The organism is Acinetobacter sp. (genome assembly GCF_041911495.1).
Lineage (GTDB): Bacteria > Pseudomonadota > Gammaproteobacteria > Pseudomonadales > Moraxellaceae > Acinetobacter.
Genome location: NZ_JAYROT010000047.1, coordinates 1 through 4,965, shown reverse-complemented (window position 1 = coordinate 4,965; position 4,965 = coordinate 1). Strand labels below are relative to the sequence as shown.

Sequence of the window (4,965 nt, the reverse complement as noted above, 5' to 3'; positions counted from 1 at the left end):
GGCAATGGAAGAAGGCATGGTGTCGATCGAGGGGGTGCGCCATCAGCTACCACAACCATTTTGGGTGATTGCCACGCAAAATCCGCTACAACAATCGGGCACTTATCCCTTGCCTGAGTCACAGCTTGATCGCTTCTTGATGCGACTGTCGATGGGTTATCCTTCAGCTGAGGCGGAGCGGGCATTATTACGTGGTGAAGATCGACGTAAATTGCTAGATGAAATTGATCCCGTGCTCTCTCAAGATGAGGTGCTACGTTTGCAGGCTTTGCGTGAGCAAGTGATTTTATCGGATGCCATTTTGGATTATTTACAACGACTCACAGCATGGACTCGCAGTAAAGTCACAGGTTTATCGACTCGTGGTTTATTGGCATTGAAACGTGCCACGCAAGCCTATGCGCTGATACAAGGGCGTGGTTATGTGATTCATGAAGATGTGCAAGCGGTGTTTGCTTCGGTGGTGGCGCATCGTATTCACCTGTCGGAGCAAGATTTAAAACAGGCTGTGCAGACGATTGAACTTTAAAAAAAATTAACGCAAATCCTGATTGACGATGACTAAATATGATTAAAAAACGATGGCAAAAATGGATTGGCAGACGCTTCAAGCTGACCGAGCAACGTACGCTCAAGCAAAATGACGTGTTTGTGTTTTTCAATCGGGAAGGTTATCTGTTTTTAGTATTGTTGATCATTACCTTTATTGCAGGGGTGAATTACGCCAACAACTTAATTTTGGCGTTGTGCTTTTTGCTCACAGGGATTTTGGTGCTGAGTTTTTATTTGGCATTTCGTCAACTTTATGGCTTAACGATTGATTTGGAAGTGGAACAGCTTGGTCAAGTTGCACAGCCGTTGACTTTAAAATTTCAATTTCGCCCTGCAAAAAATCAAATTCACCTGCATTTACGTTGTCAGTTTCAAAATACTGCCAAGAAAATCACCGTACTGAAATCGCCGATGGTCGTGCAATTTACCGATACACCGCTACAACGTGGTTTGCATCGTTTAGAGCGCTTTAATTTCTTTAGTGTTTATCCGTTTGGCATCATCAAAGCGTGGAGTTATGTCTTTCCGCAGCAGGATATTTGGATTGCACCTGCACCGATCGAGGTTGATTTACAGCATTATGGATTGCGTCAGCAAAATGAACGTGAACAGGTGGGTAATGAGGACTTTAGTCATCTGCGAGAGTTTCAATCAGGTGATGCGTTAAATCGGATTGCGTGGCAACAATACGCCAAAGGACGAGGCTTATTAGTCAAAACCTTTGAACAGCATCAACATCAGCAATTGGACTTTAATTACGCTCAAATGACACTGTCATTACATGAGGAGAAATTAGGTCAACTCATGTATTTGGTGGAACAAGCTTTTGACCAACATATGGCATTTTCTCTGCAATTACCTTCAGCTCAGCTTCCGCTTGGGATGGGTGAACCGCATTTTCATCAAGCCAAATTGATGCTTGCACAGGAGCCTTGATCATGGGAATTTTCAAGGCGAAGGAAAGCAAAACTGGTCAATTTGAAACTGCAATAGAAAATCAGCACAGCGAAAATGTACGTCAAGGCATTGCCTACAGCCCGCTCAGCCAAAAGAATTATCAATCCTTATTGCTCGCCACCTTTCTGGTGCTATTGCCACATTTTTATTATTTACCGATTGCACAGACGGTTTTAATGCTATTGGTATTGGCGCTTTGGCAATGGCAAATTTTCAAACATGGCACGATTGTACAAGCACAAAAGTCTTTAAAAATTAAGTTATTGCAATATGGTGTTGTTTTTACAGGCTTGACGATTATTTTTGCCCAGTATCGCACCTTTGTTGGTGTCGATGCAGGTTGTGCAGCTTTAGCTTTGATTTTACTGGGCAAAGGTTTTGAGCTAAAAAATTATCGTGATGGCATTATTCATTTTAATTTTGCCTTATTTGTGGCAGCAGCAGCATTTTTATATGGTCAGGGTATTTTTACCACTATTGCGGTGCTGATTGCGATTTTCCAATGTTTCTATGGCATGTATCAGCTGCAAAGCTATCACAGTGCTTATGAAGAAGTGTTGGTACAAGACGTGTCGGTCAAGCAACTACGACAACATGCCTTTAAAACCGTTTTAAAATTATTAGTGTTTGCTGCGCCGATCATGGTGATGTTGTTTTTATTTTTTCCACGGTTTCCACCGCTGTGGAGTATGCCAACCAATAATAAACAGGCGACGACTGGGGTCAGCGACAGTATGTCACCAGGTGATATTGCCAATCTGAGTCAGTCGAATGCCTTGGCGTTTCGAGTGGTTTTTGATGATCCAAATCAAATGCCACAGCCTAGCAATCTGTATTGGCGAGCAATGGTACTGGATGACTATGATGGTACGACTTGGACACCCAGTCGCATGACACGATACAACTATGGTGTGTTGCCTGAGCGTGGGCAAACGACATGGCAAATTCCAAATTGGTATCAAATTCCTAATGCTCAAACTGTACAACTTGCCAATTATCAACTGATTTTAGAGCCGACATTTCAGCGTTGGATTTATAGTCTTGATCATAGTGTGTCGCAGTTTCCACTGCGTATGAAGCCTGACTTAAGCATTCAGTCCTTTGGGGAAATTGCCCGTCGTGAACAGTTTGAACTTGCTTACATTCTGCCAAAACCACGTGCCAATATTGTGCTAGATGATTTAACTCGTCGGCACAGTTTGGCGTTGCCAGAGGGGCGTAATACCCAAACATTGGCTTTTGCACGGCAATTATTCCAACAGCAAGGCAATGATCAGAAGCGTTATGCTAATGCGGTATTGAGCTGGATTCGCACGAATCATTTCAGCTATACCTTATCGCCACCGTTGCTTGGTGATGAACGTATTGATGATTTTCTGTTTCGTACTCGAGCAGGATTTTGTGAGCATTATGCTTCAGCCTACACCAATATGATGCGTATGGTCGGTATTCCTGCTCGTGTCGTGGTGGGCTATCAAGGCGGAAAGTCTGCGCCTGATGGTGCATCGTGGGAAGTGCGTCAGCTCGATGCCCATGCGTGGACGGAAGTGTGGTTTGCGGGTGAGGGTTGGGTGCGTATCGATCCGACTGCTGCGATTGCACCTGATCGTGTCAATCTCGGCATGCAAGACTATGCCAATCAAAATGACACTGTATTTGGTGATACCGCACTGGGTAATTGGTCGGGTTCAAGTAACTTCCTGATGCAAGTACGGATTTGGATGGACTATGCCAGTTATCAATGGCAAAGCAAAGTGGTGGGCTTCGACCAAGGCACACAACGAGATTGGTTGAAGAAATTTTCAATTGATAATCTGTCTGAGCAGCTGATTGTACTCATTGTTGCATTGATCACAGCAATTGGGTTGGTGGTATGGTGGCTATCACGTCAGCAAAAAGTAAAGCGTTCGAAGCTCGATCAAGCACTTGATAATTTATCTAAGCGATTGCTAAAAAATGGATTGAATCGTCAGCCGAATGAGCCAGTCCTGACGTGGTTGCAACGAATACAACTTGATAATCAAACCAATCTACGCTTATCAGAACAGCAACAGCTTAATGAAATGATTCAGCGATATACGCAACATCTATATATTGCTACGCTTAATGAAGATGGGTTGAACGAACTGATACAGTTGTTGGCGAAATATACAATCACACCAAAAACTTAAAAAAATACTTGTCTATCTAAGTAATAGTGATATTATTCCGAGCACTTAGGCGTATAGCTCAGTTGGTTAGAGCGCTACGTTGACATCGTAGAGGTCTCCAGTTCGAGTCTGGATATGCCTACCAAGTTTCAAAAAGACTGATGAGCGATGCTGATCAGTCTTTTTTATTGTCTGTATTTACCAAAAATAAAAAAGACGCAATAAGCGTCATTTTTTAGCACATGAATCGTTGAGATTAATGTGGATTTGGCTGAATCACTTGCTGAATCTCTTTACGTGTATAGCCACGAGAGAGGAGTAGTTTTTTGAGTCCAAAGATCAGGTCTTGGTCTTGTGTATTACCTAATATTTGAAAAAGTTGCTCGCAAGATTTGCCAGCGTAGTCATTTTCAATGCATGCGATATGGTTGCGCTGTGTATTTTGATGTTGATTCGATAACACAAAACGATGCAATAAACTCATACAGTTTGGTTCTTTTGAAACAGATAGTGCGCACTATACGCCTCTTTTGTAAAAATTCAACACCAATTTATCAATGGTCAAGTTGTTGTAATTAAATAAGTTTATTGAATTTTATTGATGTTGATCACATAAATGATGGGTGTTTTTTACACATTTTTTACAAGTTTATAGAGAGTAGTGATCAACTCATAGAGTGCGTCATTTAATTGTGATGTGGACTGCCACCACTCTCCTAGACAAATATGGTCTATTCTTGGACTGCCACCACTCTCCTAGACAAATTTCGTCTATTCTTTTTGCATAGGAGAGAACATTATGAGTGGACAACGATACACCCCAGAATTTAAAGATGAAGCTGTTAAATTGATTACCGAACGTGGATATTCTGTCACTGATGTGGCTGAACGTTTAGGTGTATCACAGCACAGCATTTATAAATGGCTAAAGGCCGTACAGCCTTTACGCAACAACCCTGATGAACATGAACTACTCGAAGCAAAGAAAGAGATCCTTCGTCTTAAAAGTCAGCTTAAGCAAACTGAAGAAGAGCGAGATATCTTAAAAAAGGCCGCAAGGTACTTTGCAAGCCTGCCCGAGTAAAGTATCAGTTTATCCTTGAGTACAGCCATCAATTTAAAATTAAAACGATGTGTCGGGTTCTTAAGATTGCTCGTGCTGGCTATTACGCCTGGCTACATGAACCCGAATCAGGCAGAACCATTGAAGACAAGCGTTTATTACAGCTCATTCGTTCTTCTTATGATGCCAGCTATGGTATCTATGGTTACAGACGCATTACTTTAGACCTTAAAGAATTAGGTG

Annotated in this window: 4 protein-coding genes, 1 tRNA gene and 1 pseudogene; 5 read left to right on the top strand and 1 reads right to left on the bottom strand. The window is 42.1% G+C overall.

Annotated elements, in window-relative coordinates; translation table 11 throughout:
- From ACE3PQ_RS06355 to ACE3PQ_RS06340, 4 genes are all read left to right on the top strand, one after another.
- Positions 1-529, top strand: a 529-nt coding sequence (locus ACE3PQ_RS06355; RefSeq protein ID WP_374296228.1) for an AAA family ATPase, incomplete at its 5' end; no start/stop codon positions are given.
- Positions 530-567: 38 nt separating this feature from the next.
- Positions 568-1,488, top strand: a complete 921-nt coding sequence (locus tag ACE3PQ_RS06350; protein ID WP_374296226.1) for a DUF58 domain-containing protein — start codon at positions 568-570, stop codon at positions 1,486-1,488.
- A 2-nt stretch (positions 1,489-1,490) separates the two neighbouring features.
- Positions 1,491-3,680 carry a transglutaminaseTgpA domain-containing protein gene (locus tag ACE3PQ_RS06345; protein WP_374296223.1) on the top strand — a complete coding sequence of 730 codons (2,190 nt, stop codon included), beginning with the start codon at positions 1,491-1,493 and terminating at the stop codon, positions 3,678-3,680.
- A gap of 47 nt (positions 3,681-3,727) precedes the next feature.
- Positions 3,728-3,804: transfer RNA gene (locus ACE3PQ_RS06340), tRNA-Val, on the top strand.
- A gap of 111 nt (positions 3,805-3,915) precedes the next feature.
- Here ACE3PQ_RS06340 and ACE3PQ_RS06335 read toward each other — a convergent pair.
- Positions 3,916-4,143, bottom strand: coding sequence for a hypothetical protein (locus ACE3PQ_RS06335; RefSeq protein ID WP_241571304.1), 228 nt, complete (start codon positions 4,141-4,143; stop codon positions 3,916-3,918).
- 315 nt (positions 4,144-4,458) lie between these two features.
- Between ACE3PQ_RS06335 and ACE3PQ_RS06330 the strand changes: the two are divergent.
- Positions 4,459-4,965: pseudogene (locus tag ACE3PQ_RS06330) on the top strand (transposase); the annotation flags it as partial.

What these genes read in the sequence shown, in the direction of transcription:
- ACE3PQ_RS06350 (WP_374296226.1), top strand. Translation starts at nt 568, where the DNA reads ATGATTAAAAAACGATGGCAAAAATGGATTGGCAGACGCTTCAAGCTG.
- ACE3PQ_RS06345 (WP_374296223.1), top strand. Translation starts at nt 1,491, where the DNA reads ATGGGAATTTTCAAGGCGAAGGAAAGCAAAACTGGTCAATTTGAAACT.
- ACE3PQ_RS06335 (WP_241571304.1), bottom strand. Translation starts at nt 4,143, where the DNA reads ATGAGTTTATTGCATCGTTTTGTGTTATCGAATCAACATCAAAATACA.